This window comes from Streptomyces solincola (genome assembly GCF_002982015.1).
Lineage (GTDB): Bacteria > Actinomycetota > Actinomycetes > Streptomycetales > Streptomycetaceae > Streptomyces > Streptomyces solincola.
The window spans coordinates 1-1,342 of sequence record NZ_PVLV01000707.1 but is presented as its reverse complement, the minus strand read 5'-3'; the positions used below and the strand labels follow the sequence as shown (position 1 = coordinate 1,342).

General features: G+C 80.2%; 2 protein-coding genes. One reads left to right on the top strand and one right to left on the bottom strand.

All coding sequences use genetic code 11. The features are described 5' to 3' along the window. The coding region (locus tag C6N75_RS29550; protein ID WP_456340833.1) for a virginiamycin B lyase family protein at positions 1-215 on the top strand (215 nt) is incomplete at its 5' end. Here the strand turns inward: C6N75_RS29550 and C6N75_RS29545 are convergent. Beyond that, positions 212-1,297 (bottom strand): glycosyltransferase family 4 protein, encoded by a 1,086-nt coding sequence (locus C6N75_RS29545; protein ID WP_105871902.1) that lies wholly within the window; start codon positions 1,295-1,297, stop codon positions 212-214. The genes C6N75_RS29550 and C6N75_RS29545 overlap by 4 nt on opposite strands. Positions 1,298-1,342: the final 45 nt, after the last annotated feature.

The window sequence follows — 1,342 nt, the reverse complement described above, 5'->3', positions numbered from 1 at the left end:
CCGCCAAGCCGCACGCCGTCGCCGCCCCCCGCCCCGGAGCGTGCTGGTTCACCGAGTGGGCCGGCAACCGGGTGGGCCACCTCACCGCCGAGGGCGTCCTCACCTCCTACGACCTGCCCTCCCCCGGCTCCGAGCCGCACGGCATCGCCGCGGGCCCCGACGGCGCGCTGTGGGTGGCCCTGGAGACCGGAGCGGTGGCCCGGATGACGCCCTAACCCCTGCCCGCCCGCAGCTCGTCGTAGACGCTCAGCACCTGGGCGACGGTGTCGTCCTCGGTCGGCCAGCTCGACGCCTGGGCGCGGCCGGCGGCCGCCAGCGCGGCCCGGCGCTCGGGGTCGTCCAGCAGCGAGCCGACCGCCGCGGCCAGCGCGGGCGCGTCCCCGTGCGGCACCGGCTCGACGGCCTCCCCCACCAGTTCGGGCACCCCGCCGACGGACGCCGCCACCAGCGGGACGCCGAGCCGCAGCGCCTCCTGGGCCAGCAGGGGGCGCGCCTCGCGGCAGTCCGCCAGCACCGCCACGTCCGCCGCGGCGAGCAGCGACGCGACGTCGTCGCGCCGCCCGAGCAACCGCACCGGCAGGCCCTCCGCGTCGATCCGCCGCTGGAGCCCGGCGCGCCAGGGCCCCTCCCCCGCCACCGCGACCAGCGGCACGGGTTCCCGCCCGCGCCAGACCCGGGCGGCGTCCAGCAGCGTGCCGTGCCCCCGGTGCGGCTCCAGCGCGCCGACCGCCACCACCAGGGCGCGGTCCATCGCGCCCAGCTCCGCGCGCACCTTGCCCGGGTGGGGCCCGGCGCCCCGCCGCGGCGCGGGGATGCCGATCGCTCCGAGCCGCGCGTCCCGGGCGCCCCGGGTACGCGCCCGGTCCACGATCACGGAGGAGGCGCCCAGCACCACCGCGGCGTCCCGGACCGCCCGGCGCTCGCGCAGCCGCAACCACTGCGCCCGGGCCCCCTCGGCCTGCGACAGGGCGTGCCAGGTGACCACCAGCGGCTGCCGCGGCGCCGCCGCGACCACCCGCCCGGCCCGCAGCGCCGCGTGCAGCCCGTGGGCGTGCACCACGTGCGCCCCCTCGCACGCCGCCCGCAGCGCCGCGAGGGCGAGCGGATCACTGCGCCGCGGCACCGCCAGGAACTCCGCCCCCGCACCCCGGAAGTCGTACTCCTCCTCCAGCGCGCCGGGCGCGCACACCGTCACCCGCACGCCCCGGGCCACCAGACCGGCCGCCAGCGACCTGACGTGAGCGCTGCTGCCCGCGCTCCCGCCGCCCAGCACCTGGACCGTACGCAGCTTCGTCACCCGCCCAGAATGCCAGCGCACCCCACCGATCCGGCACCGCCCACC